The 20,042-nt window shown below is 71.1% G+C and carries 12 protein-coding genes; 10 read left to right on the forward strand and 2 right to left on the reverse strand.

Features of this window, described 5'->3' with window-relative positions:
* The 8 genes from G3I65_RS35625 to G3I65_RS35660 are packed head-to-tail and all read left to right on the forward strand — an operon-like array spanning position 1 to position 16,491.
* Positions 1 to 4,869, forward strand: coding sequence for an AMP-binding protein (locus G3I65_RS35625; protein WP_160699984.1), 4,869 nt, complete (start codon positions 1 to 3; stop codon positions 4,867 to 4,869).
* A complete protein-coding gene (locus tag G3I65_RS35630) occupies positions 4,866 to 10,199 on the forward strand; it encodes a type I polyketide synthase (protein WP_160699985.1) in 5,334 nt (1,777 codons plus the stop codon). Before G3I65_RS35625 ends, G3I65_RS35630 begins: the two co-directional genes overlap by 4 nt.
* Complete coding sequence (locus G3I65_RS35635) at positions 10,159 to 11,325, forward strand: GNAT family N-acetyltransferase (protein ID WP_160699986.1); 1,167 nt, start codon at positions 10,159 to 10,161, stop codon at positions 11,323 to 11,325. Before G3I65_RS35630 ends, G3I65_RS35635 begins: the two co-directional genes overlap by 41 nt.
* Positions 11,309 to 12,325, forward strand: a complete 1,017-nt coding sequence (locus G3I65_RS35640) for an ABC transporter ATP-binding protein (protein WP_160699987.1) — start codon at positions 11,309 to 11,311, stop codon at positions 12,323 to 12,325. Before G3I65_RS35635 ends, G3I65_RS35640 begins: the two co-directional genes overlap by 17 nt.
* Positions 12,322 to 13,089, forward strand: coding sequence for an ABC transporter permease (locus G3I65_RS35645; protein ID WP_160699988.1), 768 nt, complete (start codon positions 12,322 to 12,324; stop codon positions 13,087 to 13,089). The genes G3I65_RS35640 and G3I65_RS35645 overlap by 4 nt, the downstream gene beginning before the upstream one ends.
* A complete protein-coding gene (locus G3I65_RS35650; RefSeq protein WP_160699989.1) occupies positions 13,086 to 13,898 on the forward strand; it encodes an ABC transporter permease in 813 nt (270 codons plus the stop codon). The genes G3I65_RS35645 and G3I65_RS35650 overlap by 4 nt, the downstream gene beginning before the upstream one ends.
* A gap of 53 nt (positions 13,899 to 13,951) precedes the next feature.
* On the forward strand, positions 13,952 to 15,223 hold the full coding sequence (locus G3I65_RS58890) for a cytochrome P450 (protein ID WP_160699990.1): 1,272 nt from the start codon (positions 13,952 to 13,954) through the stop codon (positions 15,221 to 15,223).
* Positions 15,220 to 16,491, forward strand: a complete 1,272-nt coding sequence (locus G3I65_RS35660; protein ID WP_160699991.1) for a hypothetical protein — start codon at positions 15,220 to 15,222, stop codon at positions 16,489 to 16,491. The genes G3I65_RS58890 and G3I65_RS35660 overlap by 4 nt, the downstream gene beginning before the upstream one ends.
* 32 nt (positions 16,492 to 16,523) lie before the next feature.
* On the opposite strand, the gene G3I65_RS35665 is transcribed toward G3I65_RS35660, so the two are convergent.
* Positions 16,524 to 17,180, reverse strand: a complete 657-nt coding sequence (locus G3I65_RS35665; RefSeq protein WP_160699992.1) for a nitroreductase family protein — start codon at positions 17,178 to 17,180, stop codon at positions 16,524 to 16,526.
* Positions 17,181 to 17,278: 98 nt separating this feature from the next.
* Between G3I65_RS35665 and G3I65_RS35670 the strand changes: the two genes are divergently transcribed.
* Both G3I65_RS35670 and G3I65_RS35675 read left to right on the forward strand, forming a co-directional pair.
* The gene (locus G3I65_RS35670; protein WP_160699993.1) at positions 17,279 to 18,580 is read left to right on the forward strand and encodes an ATP-grasp domain-containing protein; all 1,302 of its coding nucleotides are present in this window, start codon (positions 17,279 to 17,281) and stop codon (positions 18,578 to 18,580) included.
* Between the two features lie 266 nt (positions 18,581 to 18,846).
* Complete coding sequence (locus G3I65_RS35675) at positions 18,847 to 19,620, forward strand: helix-turn-helix domain-containing protein (RefSeq protein ID WP_203612609.1); 774 nt, start codon at positions 18,847 to 18,849, stop codon at positions 19,618 to 19,620.
* On the opposite strand, the gene G3I65_RS35680 is transcribed toward G3I65_RS35675, so the two are convergent.
* The coding region (locus G3I65_RS35680; protein ID WP_160699994.1) for an IS3 family transposase at positions 19,609 to 20,042 on the reverse strand (434 nt) is incomplete at its 5' end. The genes G3I65_RS35675 and G3I65_RS35680 overlap by 12 nt on opposite strands.

Raw genomic sequence — 20,042 nt, forward strand, 5'->3', positions numbered from 1 at the left:
GTGGCCGAGCCCTCCCCGCAGACCGCCGGTGATCTCTTCGCGGTCACCGCCGCGCGCTTCGCCACCGCGGTGGCGGTGGTCGGCGCGGAAGAGGAATTGACTTACGAGACGCTCCTAGTCCGGGTCGACGCGCTGCGGGATCGGCTGCGCGGGCACGGCGCGCGCCCCGGCCATGTGGTGGCCGTGCTCTTGCCGAAGCACGACCCGGACTGCGTGATCACCGCGCTGGCGATCTGGCGATGCGGTGCGACGCTGCTCGCGGTCGATCCGGCCCTTCCCCCGGCCCGCAGGGAAGTCCTGCTCACGCAGGCGGGTGCCCGGGTCGTGGTCCGGCGCACCGGCGACGATCTCGAATTGTCCGTCTGGGACCATCCGGCCCGGTTCGGCGAAGCCGCCTATTTGATCTATACCTCCGGTTCGACCGGTACGCCCAAACCCGTCCTGGTCGGCCACCGGGCACTGCTCGCGATCCATCGGGCGTGGGAACAGGTGTACGGCCTCGAGACGAGGACGTACCTGCAGGTCGCGGGACTTTCCTTTGACGTGTTCGTGGCCGACCTCGCCCGTACCCTGCTGTCCGGCGGAAAGCTCGTGCTCTGTCCGACGGAGACCACTTTGGACCCGCCGGAGCTGGTCGACCTCGCCGCCACGACCGGGGCCGACAGTGTCGAACTGACACCGTCGGTTCTACGGTTGCTCACTACCTGGGCTCAGCGGCACCGGGCACGCTTGAACTTCAGCCTGGTCGTGGCCGGCGGGGAGCAGTGGCGCACCGGCGACTTGGCCGCTCTGCGTGCGGTGACCAGCCCCGGCACCCGCATCGTCAACACCTACGGGATCACCGAGACGACGATCGACACGACTTACCTCGAAGTGACCGGGCCCGGTACCGGGCCCGTCGTTCCCATCGGCCGTCCCTTCCCCGGCGTCGTCGTGGCCGTGCTCGACGAGAACCTGCGCCCCGTTCCCGAAGGGGACACCGGAGAGCTGTACGTCGCGGGCCCGACGCTCGCCGACGGCTACGCCGGCCTGCCCGACGAGACGGCACGGCGATTCGTACCGTCGGCGATCGGCGGCTCCGCGTCGATGTACCGGACCGGCGACCTCGTGCGGACCGACCGTTCCGGACAGCTGGTGGTCGTCGGCAGGGTGGACGAAGAGGTCAAGCTGCACGGCGTACGCGTGCATCCCGGCGAGGTGGAGTCCCTGCTGAGCGCCGAGTGCGGCCGGTGGGGACTGGACGCGGTCGTCGTGGTGGACCGCGCGGATACCGTCCGGTTGCGCGGCTTCATCGCCGCCGGCGGCCGCCCCGTCGCGCACGGTGTCGTCGACCGGGTGTGGCAAGCGCTTTCGGATCGGTTACCGGCCGCGATAATGCCCACCCGGATCGAGGTGGTCGAGCGGTTCCCCTTGACCGGGTCCGGAAAAGTCGACCGAGCCGCGCTGGCCGCGTGGAGCGCGCCGCCCCTGCCCGAGCGGACCGGACCGGTCGAGCCGGTCGCGGCCGCCGTGCACGCCGCCTGGCACGCCGTCCTGGGCTTTCCTCCCAATGGAACGAAAAGCGACCTCTTCGCCTCCGGCGCCGACTCGCTGGCCGCGGCGCGGGTCGCAGCTGCAATCGGGGAGCGCCTCGACGTACGCCTTTCGGTGGCCGACGTCCTCGCCGCCAGGACTGTCGGCGCACTGGTCGAACTGGCCGCGGCAGCGGAACGCGACTCCGCTTCGACGCCGGCTGCCCCGGTGTCACGCGAGTTCCCGGCGACCACCGCCCAGTCCGCGTTGTGGCTGCTCGACCGCCTCGACCGGGACGACCCGAGCTACCACCTGCCGACAGTGCTGGAGATCGACGGAGTGGTGGACGTTCCCGCGCTGCACCGTGCCCTGGCCACGGTGGTGCGTCGACACGAGGCGCTGCGCTGCTCCTTCGGCCCCGGGCGGGACGGTGCGGTCGTGCACGTCGCCGACGAATGCGAGGTACCGCTCCCGGTCGACCTGTGCTCCCCCGCCGAAGCCACCAGCCGGATCAGCGCGCTCGTCGCCGAACCGATCGATCTCACACGCGCACCGCTCGTGCGCGCCCGGCTGTTGCGTCTCGGACCCGAGCGGCACGTTTTCGTGCTGGTCGTCCCGCACATCGTCTTCGACGGCTGGTCCGAGTCCGTGCTGCTCGACGAGCTCGACCGGTGCTACACGGCGGAACTCACCGGACAGCCGGCCGCGCTCACGGCAGCGTGCGCACTGCCGCGGACGGTCCAGGCGCCCACGGCGGCGTCGCTGGCCTTCTGGCGGCGGAAGTTCGAAGGCTGGACCGGGCCTCCGGTGCTCGCCGAACCCGGGCCGGTGGCCGCTGCGGCACCTCATCGTGCGCGCGCACGGCTTTCCGTCGAGCAGACGCGTGCGGTGCGCGTACTCGCGACCTCGTGGCGCACGACCCCCTACACGGTCATGTTCGCGGCGCTTGCCGTGCTGATCGCCCGCCGCGGCGGTCGCACCGACGTAGTGCTCGGCACCCCGCTCGGCGCTCGAACGACCCGAGCCAGGCTCCGCTCCATCGGGTTCCAGGTGACGAGCGTGCCGGTGCGGCTGACCGTGCCCGATCGTGAGTCCTTTCAGGACGTCGTCACCCGGGTGCGCGCCGAGCTGATAGAGGCCTTCACCCACGCCGACGCGGGTCTGCCCGACATCGTCGGCGAACTGGGGCTGGCCGGGTCGGGTCGGCGCAACCCCTTGTTCTCGCAATGGTTCAACTGGCTCGGCGAGCCGGCGAGGCCCCGGCTCGCCGGCCTGGACGTGCGACGGATCGACCCAGCGCCCGCCGGCGCCCTGTTCGACTCCACTTGGTACGTGACCGAAGACGCCGAGAGTTTCACCATCGAACTGGTCACGGCCGCCGACGCCTTCGCCGAAGAGGAGACCGGCGAACTGCTCGACCAGTACGTGCTGCTGCTCGACCAGTTCAGTGCTTCGCCGGCGCGGGCGGTGTGCGATGCCGACCTGCACACCTACCGCGGCCGGGCGGTGCTGCCGGCCGAGACGGCGGATCTGCGCACGGATCCGCCCGATCTCGGCCGGGAGCTGACCGCCGCGTTGTCCCGGAACCCTGAAGCACCAACGGTTTTCGCACCGGATGGCATGTGGACGGCCGGCGAGCTCGCGGCGCACTCCGATCGGCTCGCCGGCCGGCTGCGGGACGCCGGGGTGCGGGCCGGTGACGTCGTCCCGATCCACACCGGGCGATGCGGCGCTCTGGTGGTCGCCGTCCTCGCGGTGCTCAGAGCGGGTGCGCGGTTCATGCTGCTGGACGCCCACCAGCCACCGCGGTGGCTGGTGGCGCAAGCGAGCGCGACCTCCGGTCCGGCCGGGATCGCCGCGGGTCCGAACCCCTCGCCCGAAGTCCGGGCCACCCGCGCGCACTGGCTGTCCACGGCAGGCGAAGCCGCCCCGGCGCCGCCACCGGCCTCCGGCGCCGCCGGTTACGTCTTGTTCACCTCCGGCACGACCGGGAGCCCGCGCGGCGTGCTCGGCGGTCCGGCGGCGATTTCGAATTTCCTGACGTGGTACCGGCGCGAACACCGGGTCGGCGCGAGTGACCGGGTGGCCATGCTCAGCGGGCTGTCCCACGATCCGCTGCTGCGCGACATCCTGCTCCCGCTGGTCAGCGGCGCCGGTTGCCGGATTCCGCCGGACGAACTGCTGCTCGCCCCGAACCGGCTGCTGCGCTGGCTGCGCGATTCGGCCGTGACGATCGCGCACGTGACCCCGGCACTCGGCCGGGCGCTGGCCGGCGCCACGGACACCGGGCCGGTGCCGTCTTTGCGCCTGGTGCTCTCGGCCGGGGACCTCCTCTCCGGCGCGGACGCCGCGGCGATCCGGACCTGGGCCCCGCACGCCCGCGTCGTCAACGGCTACGGCACCACCGAAACCCCGCAGCTGGTCGCGATGTGCGACGCCGATCCCGCGGCCCGCCCCGGCGCGCGGCTGGCCGTGGGCAGCGGAGTCCCGGGGGCGCAGCTGCTGATCCGGACGAGAACCGGAAGGCCGGCCGCGATCGGTGAGCCCGGTGAGATCGTCGTGCGCAGCCCATATCTCGCCGAAGGCTCGATCGGCGAACCGCTCGCCCTCGAAGCCGATCCGGTCGCCGGGCACCGGCGCTACCGCACAGGAGACCTCGGCCGGTTCCAGGCGGACGGCACGGTGGTCGTCCTCGGCCGCGGAACGGGCGACCAGCGGAGCATCCAGGGCCACCGGGTCGAACTGGGTGAGATCGAAGCCGCGGTGCGGTCACTGGACGGAGTCCACGACGCCGCGGCCGAGGTGTACCGCGGCCCCGACGGCAGCACACTCGTCGTCGCCTACCTCGTGCGGGATCCCGCCGCGCGTGACGACGACGCGTGTCGCGCCCGGCTGCGCACGCTGCTGCCCGCCCACTGCACGCCCACCCGGTTCGTGGAGGTGGCCGGCGTGCCGCGGACTCGCAACGGGAAGATCGATCGGGCGGCGCTGACCGACCCGGGGCCCGTCGCCGCCTCGGCCGGGCCGGAATCCGACGCACCGGACCCTGTCGAGCGCGCGGTGCACGACGTGTGGTGCGGCCTGCTCCGCCGGCCCCGGGTTCCGCTCGACGCCAACCTGTTCGACCTGGGAGCCAGTTCCCTGACGATGCTCACCGCCCACAGCGCGCTCGAGCACGCGCTGGACACCGATCTCGAGCCGACGGTCCTGTTCCAGTTTCCCACCATCCGCTCGCTCGCCACCCATCTGCACGGCGACCCGAGGCGCCCGGCCACTCGCGCGCGCCGCTCCACCGACCTACTCGACCGCAGGCGCGCGGCACGCGGGCACTCGCGCCGGCAGGAAGGCTCCAGGTGAGCACATCCGATCATGACCGCATCGCCATTATCGGGCTCGGCGGCCGCTTTCCTGGCGCGGCGAGCCTGGACGAGTTCCGGGTGAACCTGCTCGCCGGGGCCGAAGCGGTGCGGTTCCACACCGACGACGAGCTACGCGCCGCCGGGGTCCCCGCCGATGTGCTGGCCCGGCCCGGCTACGTGCGAGCGAGCATCGCGGCGCCGAGCCCCGAATACTTCGACGCGGGGCTGTTCGGCTTCACCAGCCGCGACGCGGACGTGCTCGACCCGCAGATCCGCATGTTCCTGGAGAGCGCGCACAGCGCGATCGAGCACGCCGGCTACGACCCGCACCGGATCGCCGACACCGGCGTGTTCGCCACGGTCGGCATGAACCGGTACCTGGACATGCACGTGCTTCAGGGGTACCAGCCCGGCTCCACCACCGGGCTCGCGACCGGGACGCTGAGCTATCCCGACTACGCCGCGACGCACCTGGCCTACCGGTTCGGCTTCCGCGGCCCGGCGCTGTCGGTGTCGACCGCGTGCTCCAGCAGTGCACTCGCCGTGCACCTCGCCTGCCAATCGCTGCTGTCCGGCGAGTGCGACACCGCCGTCGCCGGTGGCGGCGAACTGGAGGTGCCGGTGCATCACGGCTACCACTGGGACGCCGGCGGGCCACTCTCTCCGGACGGCCACTGCCGCCCGTTCGACGCCGGGGCGGGCGGCACGGTGTTCGGTTCGGGGGCCGGTGCCGTGCTGCTCAAGCGCTACAGCGACGCGGTGGCCGACCACGACACCATCTGGGCGGTCATCCGCGCGAGCGCGGTGAACAACGACGGTTCGGCCAAAGCCGGCTTCTCCGCACCCGGCCTGGCCGGCCAGATCGCCGTGACCTCCGAGGCACTCCACCTCGCCGAGATCGACCCGGGCGACATCTCGTTCGTCGAAGCCCACGCGACGGGCACGGTGCTCGGCGACCCGATCGAAGTTTCGGCGCTGGCGCAGGCGTTCGCCGGCCTTGGCCGCGGCGCCGACGACGGCGACCCCATCGTGCTCTCCTCGATCAAGGGCAACGTGGGGCACCTCGGCCACGCCGCGGGAATCATCTCGCTGATCAAGGTCTGCCTCGCGCTTCAGGACGAGCGGCTGCCACCGACGGCGAACTTCGTCCGGGCCAACCCCCGGCTCCGGCTCGACCGGACACCGTTCGCCGTCCGTGCCGGCGTGACTCCCTGGCCGCGCCGCGCCGGGCGACCGCGGCGGGCCTGCCTCAACTCACTCGGCATCGGCGGCACCAACGTCCACCTCGTCCTCGAAGAAGGCCCCGCCCCGGCGCCCCGGGTGACGAGTCCGCGCCCTCAGCTGTTCGTCTGGTCCGCCGGGAGTGAGGAAGGGAGCCGTCGGCTCGGGACGGCACTCGCCGACACCGCCGCGAACCTCGGCCCGGCCGGCATCCCGGATCTCGTCGCGACGCTCCAGGACGGCCGCACCGTGCATCGCGAACGGGCCGCGGTCGTCGCCACGGCGGACAACGCGCCGGCCGCGCTGCGTGGCGTCCCGGCGGTGCGGCGAACCGCCGGAGAGCAGGGAGAAATCGCTTTCCTCTTCCCCGGACAGGGCGCACAGCACGTGGGGATGGCCCGCGAACTCCACGCGGCACGACCGGATTTCGCGGCCCACTTCGACGACTGCCTCAACCGCTTCACGCTGCCCGGACTGCACGACGCGTGGATGCGCGACGGCACCGAAGCGGAAGCCGGGCTGGCCGACACCGCCGTCGCACAGCCGTTGCTGTTTTCCATCGGCTACGCACTCGCGCGGTTCTGGGCGGACCTCGGCGTGCGACCGGCCGCAGTGCTCGGCCACAGCCTGGGCGAGCTGACTGCCGCGACCGTGGCGGGAGTGCTCGACCTGGACGACGCGGTCGCGGTCGTCACGTCCCGGGCGACGGCCATGAGCGGCTTGCCTCGCGGCTCGATGCTCTCCGTCCGCCGGCCGTACGGCGAACTGCTGCCGCTCCTGCGCGACGGAGTCGCCGTAGCCGTCGTCAACGATCACACGACGACCACGCTCGCCGGACCGTCGGAGGCCGTGCGGGCACTGGCCGGCGAGTTGACGGCGGAGGGCGTCGCGGTCCGTGTCCTGCCGACCTCGCACGCGTTCCACTGCGACCTGATGTCCGACGCCGTCGCCCCGTTCCTGGCCACGCTCCGCGCGGTGACGCTTCGGGAACCTCGCGTTCGCCTGATCTCGTCCGCCGCGGGCGCGGCGGTGACCGGCGAAGCCACCCGGCCCGGGTTCTGGGCCGACCAGCTGATCAACCCAGTGCGGTTCGACCTCGGGCTGTCGGCACTGCTCTCGGGCGGCCGGAAGGTGCTGCTGGAACTGGGCCCCGGAAGCACTCTCACCGCGCTCGCGAAGGCCACCGACCAGGTACGTGCCGCGGACTCGGACGCCTGGCCCTGCCTGCCGCGAAGCAATGCGGAGAAGGCACTCCTGGAGGCCGCCGGAGCGGTGTGGGCGGAGGGGTTTTCCCTCGACTGGCCGCGGTTGCGGCACAGCGCACCCGCACACCGCATCCCCGTCCCGGGATACCCGTACGAGCGCAAGCGGCATTGGGTGGACCTGGCAGCGAACCGCCCGGCCGAAGAGCAGGCTCCGGTCGCGGAGGCCGGCCCGGCCACGCCGGTCACCCCGTTCGGCGAACCGGTGTGGGTGCGGGTGCCGCCGTTGGCGCCCGTCGCGCGTACGGCTCGCACCGCGGTGGTGCTGGCGCCCGACGACGCACGCAGCGTGCGGTCGGCCATCCTGGCCTTGCAACGCGGTGGCTGCCGCGTCGTCGTGGCTCGCGCCGGCGACGACCCGCTGACCGCGGACGGTGCCGGGTGGCGGTTGCGCCCGGACCACCCGGACGACGTCGACGGCATGCTCGCGGCCGTCGCCGCGCACGGCACCCCACCCGACCTCGTGGTGCACGCCCTCGCACTGGCACCGTGGCCCGCGCCGGATCCGAGCTCCGTCGACCACCAGGTGCGGCACACCGTGCAGAGCGTCCGTACCTTCGCCCAGGTCCTCGCGCGGCGGCTGCCCGGCGCGGAACTCGTGCTGCTGACCGATGGGGGCGTCGACGTCTCCGGTGCGGAGACGTCGCACCCGGCGAAAGCCATGCTGCCCGCACTGGCGCGGAGCCTCTCCCAGGAAACCGGCGACATCCGCTGCCGCCTCGTGGACATCGCGACCGCTTCGTGCGCCACCACCGTGCTCGCCACCGAGCTCGGGACCACCCCGGCCGACCCGGTCGTGGCGCTGCGCGGATCGCGCCGGTGGGTGCGAACGGAGGTGGCTCTCGACGGAGTTCCGCCGTCGCCGGGTGAGCTGGCCGTGCGGGACGGCGGAGTCTACGTGCTCACCGGCGGGTGTGGCGCCCTCGGCCTGGCGGTCGCCCGCGCGCTGGGCGAGACCGGCGCCGGTCCCCATCTGGTGCTGACGACTCGGCGGGATCCCGCCGAGATCCCGCCCGCTGGTCCCGACGCCGTCCGCGCCACCGGGGCATCTGTCGAGGTTCGCCGCTGCGACGTCACCGACCGGCTCGAAACCCGGGCGCTGTTCGACGCGATCGCTGCCGACCACGGCGCGATCCACGGTGTCGTGCACCTCGCCGGGCTGCCCGGCGACCAGCTGCTGCTGCGCCGTTCGGCGGAGGCGGCCGCCGCGGTGCTCGCGCCGAAGGTGCACGGCACGCTGGCACTCACCGAGGCCCTGAAGGAGCACACCGCCGCACTCGACTTCGTCGTGGGGTTCTCCAGCCGCGCGGCTCTCGGCGGCCTGGTCGGCGGCACCGACTACGCCGCCGCGAACGCGTTCCTCGATGCGGCCCTCGTCGCGCTCGCCCGGGCGGGCCTGCCCGCGATGACCGTGAACTGGCCGGCGTGGAACGGCGCCGGCATGGCGGCCCAGCCGGATCCCGCCTCCGGAACCGCCGGACCGCGAACCCGTCCGGCGGACGAACCGGAACCGGGCTGGCCGAGATGGGAGATTGTGGTCGGGGTGACCGATTCGCCGTTGCTCGACGAGCACCGGCTCTCCGGCACGCCGATTCTGCCGGCGACCGCCCACCTGGACCTGGTGCTCCGGGCCTTCCACGAAGCCGTCGTGGACCAGCCCGGTCCCGTGCGCTGGGACGATGTCGTCTTCCACGATGTCCTAGACGGCTCAGAACCCCGTTGCTGGAGCTGCGTCTTCACCCCGCGTGGCGACGAATGGGAGTTCACCGCCCGCTCCCGCCCGACGGCGGCCCCGGAACGCCCGGCCACCACGGTGCACGTCACCGGGCGGATGCGGGCGGCGACGCCGGCACCGCCGCCCGACGACGCCCTTTCCCTGCTGGCCGGTGCACTGGACACGCCGGCACCGGCCGAGCCCGATCCGGACGGCTTCGCACTCGGCCCGCGCTGGGACGTCGTCGAAAGCACCACCGTTCGGGCGGACGACACCGCGGAGCGGCTGGTCCGGCTCAGCCTTCCACGGACGTTCGTCGACGAGCTCGCCGAGCACGCCGTCCACCCGGCGCTTCTCGACGCCGCGATCACCGAGGCGCGCCGGCCCGCGACCGACGGGCTCGCCCTGCCGTTCCGTTGCGGGTCGCTGACGCTGTTCGAGCCGTTCCCCGCCCGGGTGGTCAGTCACATCCGGCGCCGTCCGTCGACGAACGGAATCATCGTCGCCGACATCGACGCGTACGCCGAAGACGGCAGGCTGATCGCCAGGGTCGGCGAGTTCACGATGCGCAAACTCCAGGCGGACGCGCTCACGCCGCGTTCGTCGCCGCCGGCCGGGACCACGAACCACGGAGACGGCCTCGATCCGCGTACCGGCGGCGAGCTGTTCCTCGCCCTGCTGGCGGTGGCGCCCCACCGCGAACAGGTTGCGGTGCGCCCGCACCGGTCCGGGCAGCCGGTTGCGCTCGCCCACTCCGGAGGCGTCGCGCCGCTGCGCCAGTCCGACCAGGCGCCTGCCGTCCCCCTGACACCGCCGGAAGGCCGTCGGCCGGTGCCCGCTCCGCCGGGCACCGCGGCCGGCACGTTGCCCCGGCTGGCCACGTTGTGGACCGCGGTCCTCGGCGAAACGCCACCCACCGGGGAACGCGACTTCTTCAAGCTCGGTGGGAACTCGCTCAGCGCCGTGGAACTCATGAACGCGATCAACACCGAGTTCGGCCTCACCTTGAGCGTCATCACGCTCTTCGACCACCCGAGTCTCGACGACCTGGCCGAATTCCTCGAAACCGCGGGCCGATCGGAGGATGACCATGACACCAGCAGCGCAGATCACGGTGGCGGACGACCTTGACGATCTCGGCGCCGCGGCCGGGCTGCTCGACCACCCGGCGAACGGCTTCTATTCGTCGCCGCCGTGGCTCGCCGTGTGCGCCGACATCAGCGACGACCTGCAGCGGTACTTCGTGGCCGGCCGCTCGGGACGCCCGGTGACCACCGTTCCGTTCGTGCTGCCCACCGACGAGCCCACGGTCGCGTACCGCCCCCACGTGCTGTACCCGTTCCGTCAACCGGAACCGTACCTGCTGCTCGGCCAGCGCCGCGGGTACCGCACGCACTGGGCGGGTGAGCCGGACCCGGCCGCGGCTGGCGCCCTTCTCGGCGAAGCCGTCCGGCTCGCCGCCGAGCACGGCCGGCCCTGGGTGTACGCGCTGCATTTGACCACGGCGACAGCCGACCTGATCGCGACCGGCACCGACGGCGACCGGCCGCCGATTCCCGTTCTCTCCGCCCAACCGGAGTGCTTTCTGCCGGCACCGGGCGGCAGCGTCGAGGACTACCTCGAGGGCGTGGGCAAGCGCCGGCGAGCCGAGCTCCTCAACCAGTACCGGCGAGTGCTTCGCGCGCCGGGAATCCGGTTCCGCGCCGGCCGGCTCGCCGACGAGGTGACCGCGCTCGCGCCGCTCGCGCTGCAGGCGGTCGCGCGGCACGGTTCACCACGCACCTTGGCCGACATAGTGGCCGAACTCGACGCGCTGGCCCGGTACGCGGGCGACATCGAGTCTCTCGTGGTGGTCGAGGAAAACGGGCAGCCGGTGGGGTTCGGCCTCTGGTACGAGTGGCAGGGACGGCTGTGGGGCCGCCACGCCGCACTCGTCGAACGGCTCCGCACGAGTGCCACCCCCATCCTGTTCCACCTGCTCTTCCGCTGTGCTCTCGAAATCTGCTACGAGCGCGGTCTGGACGGCGTGCACCTCGGGCCGACGAACCTCGCCGCCAAGCTCCGGCGGGGCGCACGGCTGGAGCCGCTGTGGCACCTGAGCGTGTGCGAGGGACGCGAGGTGCTGCGACCCGAAAACGTGCGCCAGGCCACGGAAGAGGTGCTGCGCATGATCGGCACCGACTGCGGCCGGTACGCGCCGGCCGAAGAACTCGCCGCGATGCGAAGGAAAGCGTTTCGCTATGCAGAAGGCAACTGACCCCCGGGAAGAGCTCCGGCTCACCGCCGCGACGCCGCACGCGCCGGCGATCGCGGTGCGCGACCTGCACCGGATCTACGCGGTCCAGGGCAGGCGCGAGTCGAAGCAGCCGCCGCGAGTGGCACTGGACGGAATCTCCCTGACGATCCCGCACGGCGAAGTGCACGGCGTCCTCGGCCCGAACGGCGCCGGCAAGACCACGCTCGTGAAGATCCTTTCGACCGCGCTGCTGCCGTCTTCCGGCTCCGCGCGCGTGCTGGGCTTCGACGTCGTCACCGAAGCGGCGCAAGTCCGCGCGCGGATCGGCGTGGCGCTCGGCGGCGAACGCGGGTTCCACGTCCATCTCACCGCTCGGCAGACCTTGCGGTTCTGGGCCGCGATGCTCGACATTCCCAAAGCGCTGCGCGAGGACCGGTGTGACGCCGTACTGGCACGGTTCGACCTGCTCGACCGCGCCGATTCACCCGTGCACACCTACTCCCGGGGAATGCGGCAACGGCTGCACCTCGCCCGCGCGCTGCTGCCGGACCCCGGGATGCTGTTCCTGGACGAGCCGACCATCGGCGTCGATCCCGCCGCGCGACGCGACTTCCGCACGCTGGTGTCCACGCTCGCCGCCGACGGGAAGACCATCGTGCTCACCACTCACGACACCTCCGAAGCCGAGCAGATCTGCGATCGCGTCACGCTCATGGACCGCGGGCGCATCCTCGTCACCGACTCCCCCGCGGCGCTGTCCGCGCTGTTCGACGAGCGGACCCAGGTCGACGTCGAAGACGCCGACGCGCCAGCGCTCGACGCAGTCGGCCGCCTGCCCGGCGTGGCGTCGGTCAACCGCGACGCGAGTGGGTGCGCGCACGTCCGGCTGACCTCGTCCGCCGCGATCCGGCCGGTCATCGAGACGCTGCTCGCCCACGGTGCCGTGCAAGTGCGCACGGTCCGGCCCCCGCTGGAATCGGTGTACCTGAGCCTGACCGAGCGACAGGCGCCCGAAGCATGACCAGCGGCTACACCGCCGGATTCTCGTTCCAGCTCCGGCTGTTCCTCAGTCGCCCGAGCGAAGGCGGTGTGCTGGTCGCCGTCCCATTCACCACCGCGGTGTTCCTTTCGGTCGTCGCGGTGGCCGGCCGAGACGACCTCGTCGGGGCCGCGCTCCTCGCGCCCGCCCTCTACGGGCTGTGGTCGGTGACGCTCGCGCTCGGCGGGATGAGCCTCGCCGGGGACAAGAGCGTCGAAATGCTCGAGTTGCTGCTCGCGGCGCCGGCGTCCTTCGCGGGGTACCTGTGGGGCAGGCTGACGATGTCGGCTCTCGTCGGGTTGCTCGCCTACAGTGAGGCGTGGGCCGTCGGGGTCGGGGTGTTCCAGGCCCGGCCCATCGTCCACCACCCGTGGTGGTTTGCCGCGGCCCTGTTCGTCACGGCAGTGGGGACCATCTCGGCCGGCGCACTCGTCGCGGCCGTCGTCGGACTGTCCCGCAACTCCAGGTCGCTGCCCAACTTCATGAACTACCCCCTGTTCGTCCTCGCCGGGTTCTTCACGCCCGTGGCGTTGCTGCCCGACTGGCTGAAACCGCTTTCCGGGTGCATCTACCTGTCCTGGGGCGCCGATCTCGCACGCGCGAGCCTCCGCGCCGGGCCGCAGCCCGAGATGCCCCGGATGCTGCTCGCCGAACTGGCGCTCACCATCGTCATGTTCCCGCTCAGCGCGCTGCTCCTCGCCCGGATCGTGCGCACGCTGCGGACCACGGGACGGCTGACCACATGACCGGTCACCGCGTCTTCCGCTCCCACGCCGCGACCGTCGTCGCCGCTTCGGCCCGCTCCGGGTACGAAGAGTTCACCGAGACGTTCCAGCTCCGGCTGTGGCTCACCGGGTGGGTGGTCCGCCTGGTCTTCCAGGTGCTCTTCTTCAGCCTGGCCGGAAAGTACGTCGAGGGCGACCGGCTGGTCACCTTCATACTCATCGGCAACGTGCTCGGCGTGATCGCGCTCGAGGGTTCGGCGATCGCGCCCGCCGCGGTGACAGAACGGTACTTCGGCGTACTCGGCCTGCTGGTCGGCACACCCGGCAACCACGTGCTGAGCGTGTTCGCCCGGCCGTCGATGCGCATCGTCATGGGGTCCTGCAGCTCGGCACTCGTGTTCCTCGTGCTGATTCTCGTCCTGGACGTCCCCGTGCCGTGGCCCGGTTCGCTGGCCGTCTTCCCGATCCTCGTCGTCGTGTCCGTGACTTGCTACTGCTACGGCTGCTTCGTCGCGGCCGTGGTCTACCGCTTCTCCTTCCTGGAGCCCGGTTCGGTGAACATCGCCTACCTGTCGGTGGTCCTCTTCGCCGGGGTCAACGTCCCTGTCTCGTTCTGGCCGTGGCCGGTCCGGGTGATGAGTGACTTCCTGCCGGTCACGCACGGCCTGCGGGCCGTGCGTGCGATCATCGCCGGTGCCCTGGGAACCGCGGTACTCGCCCAGATCTTCTTCGAACTGCTGGTGGGCGCGGCCTGGATCGCCGTTGCCTACATCCTGCTCGCCCGCTGGATCGACCGGGACCGCCGCGCCGGCCGGATCGACCTGGGGTGACAGCTTGGTCGAACGCGATACCGCACTGCCGCGACGGATGTGAGGTGCCAACCGTGGGACTCGAAGGGTCCGAGATCGACGAGGCCGGCTCGGAAGCGCACCGGCTCTACCGGCTGCTCTTCGCGGCCGACCAGGTACTGGACGACCCCTATCCGGTGCTGCGGCGCTTGAGAGAAGCGGGCCCGGTGCTCCCGATCGAGGACGGTTTGTGGGTGACGACGAACTGGGCCGGCTGCCGTGCCGTGCTGCGCGATCCCGCCTTCGGCATCAACGCGGACGCGGCCTGCCGGGGTCGTGGCGGCGCGGGCTGGCGGGCGCACCCCTCGCTGAAGCTCCTCGGCCGCACCCTGCTCGTGCTGAACCCGCCGCACCACACCCGGGCCCGCCAAGCCGTCGCCGGCTGGTTCACGCCGGACCGGCTCCGGGCCATGACGGCGTCGATCCGGCACGCCACCGGCGAACTGCTCGACGCGCTGCCCCGGGACCGCCCGGTCGACCTGATCGCCGGCTTCGCCGACCGGCTTCCCCTGGAGGTGATCAAGCCGGTCCTGGGCGTCGCGGAGTGGCCGTTCGGCGACTTCCGGCAGCAGACCATGGAATTCAACCTGCTGCTCGAACGTGCCCCCACCCGAGAGCACCTCGGCCGCGCCGACGTGGCCGCGGAAGCCATCACGCGGTGCTTGCGGATCCTCGTCGACCGCCGCCGTGGCGACGAGCACGACGACCTGATCTCACACCTGCTCCGCTCCAGTGCGTCCGGCGAAATCGAGAAGGCGGAGATCATCCCGCTGGTCTTCCAGATCTTCAACGCGAGCTACCAGACGACGGCGAGTCTGCTGGGCAGCGTGCTCCATGCCCTGCTCGGCGGCGACGGCTCGGAATTCCGCCGCCTCCGCCAAGCCCCGGAGTCGATCACCGCGGCGGTGCACGAGGTGCTCCGCACCGACCCTCCGGTGCAAAGCACGGGCCGGCACGCCCTGCGGGCGACCCGGCTCGGCGGGCATCACATTCCCGAAGGTGACTTCGTGGTCGCCCTGCTCGCCACCGCCAACCGCGACCCGGAGCAGTTCGACGGCCCGGACGAGGTCCGGCTCGACCGCCCGCCCGGTCCATCGCTCAGCTTCGGATGGGGGGTGCACTACTGCCTCGGCGCCGGCGTGGCGCTGCTGGAAGCACAGATCGCGATGGAGCAGTTCACGGCCCGCTTCCCGGCGATGCGCGCCGTGGGTACGCCCCGCCGCTGGCCGACGGCCAACATGCGGTCGTTCCGTTCGTTCGAAGCGGTACTCGAACCCCGCAGCGTACGGCTGGAGGTGCTGCCGTGAACGCCGACGCCCGGGTCCTGGCCTACCCTGTCACCTCCGTGGCCGAGCTGCTCGGCCGCATGAGGCGAACACTCGCGAGCCGCCCGTTCGACCCGGCCACCATGTTCCTCGACCCGGACGAAACGCGCCGGTTTCCCAGCCGGTCCGCGCAGCTCCGGTTGTCGGTGCTGCTGCGCACCTACCGCGGCGATTACCATACCGACTCCTTCGAGTTCGGCCGGCTCGGCGAGCAGATCCGCCGCGGGGACGAGCATATCTGGTTCTGGGGTGCTCCCGGGCAGATCGCGGCCGCACGGGCCGAGCTGCACAAGCCCGACGTTGCTGAGCTGCCCGACCTGGCGCTGGGCACGGTAACCGTCCTTTCGGCGGAGCACGAATTCGGTCCAGGGCACGGTGAGCTTTGCCGCTCGGGCAGCATGGACGCGACCGTCGGTGCCGTGGCCGCCATCCTGCACCGGATGATCGGGTACCACTCCGGCACGGACCGGGGGGTGCACGACCGCTACCACACCCTGCTTCTCGCGGCGCGCAACCGGAAGACAGTGCCCCCCGTGCGCGGCGGCGAGGCCGTCCAGCACATCCACTGCACGCACGTCCGGTCCCAGCACTGGGGAATCGTCCCGTTCTACGTCATGCAGGGCGGCGTCCTGGAGTGCACCGAGCTCCGCGAAGCCCACCGCGATCCCGACGTCGTGCGGCGCGCGGTACCGGCCAGCACACCCTGGTGGTTCGCCGACGCGGACGACGCGGCCTTCGCCGAGGCGCTGACTCGGCTGAACCTCGCGGCTCCCGCCGGCGTCCGCGTCGCACGGAGCCGAGCGCGACCCTCACCGGCGCGGTCGACGGTGATCGCTCCGCAGAGCACCGAGCTCATCGCGGCCAATCACGTCACCGTGCGCCCCGAGCGCGCCGGCGACGCGGACGCGCTGCCCTTCCCGGATGCGGTGCGAGCAGCCGAATCGCTCGGCTGCTGCACCGTCGCCGTGCGACTGCCGCTGGACGACCCGGACCGGACGGCCGACCAGAACTGGCTCGCCCAGGCCGGTTTCACTCTCACCGCGATTTCCCCGCCCAAGCGGAGTTGGCAGACCGTCGCCGGCACCAAGCGTGACCTGACCACACCGCCGACGGGCATCTGGTGCAGGATCCGCCCGGATCTGCACCTCGCGCCACCGCACTACCTGAATCGCCCGGGCGCCGACGAGGACGAAGCAGCGGTGCTCGACCACCTGCGACGGCGCATTTCGACGTTGCGAGCGGACCGGTGACGGCCGCCGGTTCCCGTCGTGACCCGCGGCGGTCACCACGAGTCCCAGTGCAAGACGTCGTCCAAGGGAAGGCGCGACGCGGGCTTGAAGGTGTCACCGGTGTAGAACGCGGTCGGGATGAGCGCGCCTTGCCGGACACCGGACGGGATTCCGAGCAGTTCGGCGACCTCCTCCTCGTAGTCCAGGTGCAGCGTCGTCCACGCGGTGCCCAGGCCGCGGGAACGCGCGGCCAGCGCGTAACTCCAAACCGCGGGAAGCACCGAGCCCCACAAGGAAGCCTGGTTCCCCTCGGGCAGTTCGCCCTTCGACAGCTCGATGCACGGGATCACCAGTACCGGCACTTTCGCGATGTGCGCGGCCAGATAGGCCGCGCTGCTGGCAGCTCGGCGCTCGGCGTCGCCATCGCCGGCGCCGGCGCCGTCCTGCGCGGTCGCCGAGTCGCTCGCGGCGGCAAAGGCGTACTCGAAATACGAGCGCCGGTAGTAACGGCCGATGGCCGCGCGCTTGCCGGGATCGGTGACGACGATCCACCGCCACTGCTGGTCGTTGCCCGCACTGGGCGCCTGCAGCGCGATTTCCAGGCACTCGCGCACCAGCCGCTCCGGGACCGGCCGGTCGAGGTCCAGGCGCTTACGCACCGAGCGGGTCGTGGTCAGCAGCTCGTCCGGGGAAAGGGGAAGCGTCGTCATGGTCACCATCGTGCACCATCCTCTCCGCGCCGAGGCGGGAAACCCGGACTCCGTGCCACCAGGCAACATTTCGACCGCCTTCCGACGCAGGAGGACCAGTGACCAAGCCGACCGTCGTCATCGTGGACCCCTACTCGTCCGGCAATCTGCTCGCGGCCGGGTTGCGCGCCGCCGGGTTTTCGATCGTCGGGGTCCTCACGAGCAACCCACCGCCCGAGGTCTACCGCGCCTCCTTTTTCCCTGACGTGCTCGACGAGTACTTTTTCGGCGAGACCGTCACACCGGACTTGGTGAGCCGACTCCACGAGACGACCCCGGTCGCCGTGCTGGCCGGCGCGGAGCCCGGCGTGGAGCTGGCAGACCTCCTGGCCGCGGAGCTGACACCGCACCTGGCCAACACTCCAGCGCTCGGCTCGGCGCGCCGGCACAAGGGGCACATGGTCGAAGGGGTCGCGGCCCAGGGCCTCCGCACGATCAGGACCGTGGCCACCGACGATCCCGAGGAGGTCGGGAAGTGGCTGGATCGTGAATCCTTGACCGGGTGCGATCTCGTCGTCAAGCCCGCGAAGTCGGTCGGCGCCGACGGTGTCACGTTCGTCCGCGGCGGCACGGAGTGGCGGCGCGCGTTCGACGACCTGATCGGCGCGACCAATCGCCTGGGCGCGCGGAACGAGCAAGTCGTCGTGCAGGAGCGCGTCGTCGGTGTCGAGTACGTCGTCAACACGTTCACCTTCGACGGCGAGCACGCGGTCACGGACATCGCGTGCTATCGCAAGGTGCTGCGCGGAGAAAGCGCTGCGGGCTCCGCGGCTATCTACGAAAGCGTCCGCTTTCTGCCTTGCGCGGCACCGGGCAACGAGACGCTCGTCGCCTACACCCGCGACGTCCTGGACGCTCTGGGTATCAGGTTCGGCCCCGCCCACACCGAACTGATGCTCACCGAAGACGGTCCGGTGCTGATTGAAACCGGAGCCCGGATAGCGGGCGGCGGGATGCCCGAAAGCGCCCGCCTGGCCACTGGCGACAATGCCATCGGCCGCCTCGCGCGCTATCTCCGCGGGGACCGGCGGCAGCGGCTGGACTACCATCTCAGGCGAAGCGTCATCGTCGTATTCCTGCTTCCCCCCTCGCGCGGACGAATCCGGAACACCAGAACCTACGAAGCGATCCGAGAGCTTCCCAGTTGCGACCTTCTGCACGTCAATGTCCGCGACGGCGACCTCGTGGGCGCCGAGTCGAACCTGTTCGCGTCCCTGGACTACGGTTTCGCGGTCCTCGTCCACGACGATCCCGCGCAGACGGAGGCCGACTACGCCCGAATCCGCTGTATCGAGAAGGCGATAGAGGTCGACGGCGACTCCTCGGATCCCGTCATCGGCCGGCGCGGTGACCCCGGCTAATTCCGGTTCACCGAACACCACGAGTTCCACCCCGAGTCCATCGTGGACATCCTGCAAGGCCGTTCGGCGGGCGTGGTCTTCCGCGGCGTCGTCCCAGGCGAGGTGTGCGCGGAACTGACCGCCCGGTTCCTGCGCAGCCCGAGCCCGCGGACGCGGCGGGTGCCCGGCGAATATCTCGGCACTTCCACAGCGGCAAGACGACCGACGACTAGCTCTAAAACTGACAGAGGGTGTTGACAGTCTGGGCTCCTGATCAAGGGAGACCCATGGCTGAGCGAGTATGGAGCGAGAAGGACCTGGTCAGGCGCGCGAACCGGCGCCTGGCCGTCCTACGTCACGCCGAAGAAGTCAGCGGCAACGTCGCGGCGACCTGCCGGTACTACGGCATCAGCCGCACCGTGTACTACCGGTGGAAACGCCGCTACGAGGACGAGGGCATCGACGGGTTGAAGGACCGCTCGAGCGCGCCTTTGCACTGCCCGACCATCACCCCGCCCGAGGTGGTCGAGAAGATCATCCACCTGCGGCAGCACTACCACTTCGGCCCACTGAAGATCGAAATGTACCTGCGCCGCTACCACGACCAGCAGATCGGCCACTCCACGATCTACCGCATCCTCAAACGCCTCGGCATGAGCCGGCTACCGGCGTCTCAGCGCTACAAACGCCACCAGCAGCGGTGGAAGCGGTATGAGAAGCAGCGCCCCGGCCACCAGCTGCAGATCGACGTCAAGTTCGTCGAGCCGATCACCACCGACGCCGGCCGGAAGAAGCGGTACTACCAGTACACCGCCATCGACGACTGCACCCGCCTGCGGATCCTGCGAATCTACCCCCGCTCCGACCAGAAGACCGCGATCCAGTTCCTCGACTACGTGCTGTCCCGGCTGCCGTTCCAGGTCGAGAAGATCCAGACCGACAACGGTGCGGAGTTCCAGTCCGCCTTCCACTGGCACCTGCTCGACCAAGGCATCGGGCACGTCTACGGGTCTGCCCAGACTTCGGTTGACACCGGAGCTGACTGTTTCTCAGGCCGCTGACGTGGCCGTGTAGATGGTCTCAAACTCGACCGGGGTGAGCTTGCCCAGGGCGCGTTGGCGGCGTTTGCGGTGATACTTCGTCTCGATCCAGGACACGATCGCCAACCGGAGCTCCTCCCGCGTGCGCCACCGGCGGGTATCGAGAACGTTCTTCTGCAGCAACGAAAAGAACGACTCCATCGCAGCATTGTCACCACACGCACCGACCCGACCCATCGACCCGGTCAGCCCATGACCGCGCAGCAGGCGCTGGTAGGCCGCCGATCGGAACTGGGCTCCGCGGTCGGAGTGGACCACGACGTCGTGCGGGTCGCGCAGCGCGATCGCGTTGCGCAGCGCGCTGACGGCGAGTGAGGCCCGCATGTGCGAGGCGATGGAGTATCCGACGATCTTGTTGGAGTAGCAGTCCTTGACCGCACACA

Origin of the sequence: Amycolatopsis sp. SID8362, assembly GCF_010550475.1 — a bacterium.
GTDB lineage: Bacteria > Actinomycetota > Actinomycetes > Mycobacteriales > Pseudonocardiaceae > Amycolatopsis > Amycolatopsis eburnea.

Coding starts and splice junctions, on each gene's coding strand:
- G3I65_RS35650 (WP_160699989.1), top strand. CDS start 13,086: ATGACCGGTCACCGCGTCTTCCGCTCCCACGCCGCGACCGTCGTCGCC.
- G3I65_RS35665 (WP_160699992.1), bottom strand. CDS start 17,180: ATGACGACGCTTCCCCTTTCCCCGGACGAGCTGCTGACCACGACCCGC.
- G3I65_RS35640 (WP_160699987.1), top strand. CDS start 11,309: ATGCAGAAGGCAACTGACCCCCGGGAAGAGCTCCGGCTCACCGCCGCG.
- G3I65_RS35635 (WP_160699986.1), top strand. CDS start 10,159: ATGACACCAGCAGCGCAGATCACGGTGGCGGACGACCTTGACGATCTC.
- G3I65_RS35675 (WP_203612609.1), top strand. CDS start 18,847: ATGGCTGAGCGAGTATGGAGCGAGAAGGACCTGGTCAGGCGCGCGAAC.
- G3I65_RS35645 (WP_160699988.1), top strand. CDS start 12,322: ATGACCAGCGGCTACACCGCCGGATTCTCGTTCCAGCTCCGGCTGTTC.